This window comes from Leptolyngbya sp. CCY15150, from assembly GCF_016888135.1.
In the GTDB taxonomy this organism is placed as follows: Bacteria; Cyanobacteriota; Cyanobacteriia; order RECH01; family RECH01; genus RECH01.
Map to the genome: position 1 here is coordinate 1 of NZ_JACSWB010000201.1, position 552 is coordinate 552.

At 56.7% G+C, this 552-nt stretch carries 1 pseudogene; it reads left to right on the plus strand.

Going from position 1 to position 552, the window contains the following annotated elements:
* Positions 1–552, plus strand: a pseudogene (locus JUJ53_RS25505) (photosystem II D2 protein (photosystem q(a) protein)); the annotation flags it as partial.

Genomic DNA, 552 nt, shown 5'->3' on the forward strand with positions numbered 1-552 from the left:
CAAGCTCCTACCTAGAAGGGTGCAACTTTTTGACCGTGGCAGTATCCACACCTGCCGACAGCATGGGTCACTCCATCCTGTTTTTGTGGGGCCCTGAGGCCCAAGGCGACTTCGTTCGCTGGTGCCAAATTGGCGGCTTGTGGAGCTTTGTGGCATTGCATGGAGCCTTTGGCTTGATTGGGTTCATGCTGCGCCAGTTTGAGATTTCTCGCCTAGTGGGCATCCGTCCCTACAACGCGATCGCCTTCAGTGGACCGATTGCGGTGTTTGTGTCGGTGTTCTTGATGTACCCGTTGGGACAATCGAGCTGGTTCTTTGCCCCGAGCTTCGGCGTAGCGGCGATTTTCCGGTTCCTGTTGTTCCTGCAAGGGTTCCACAACTGGACGCTGAACCCGTTCCACATGATGGGCGTGGCTGGCATCTTGGGGGGAGCATTGCTCTGTGCGATTCACGGCGCGACGGTGGAGAACACGCTGTTTGAAGATGGCGACAAAGCCAACACCTTCCGCGCGTTCAACCCGACCCAAGCAGAAGAGACCTACTCGATGGTGA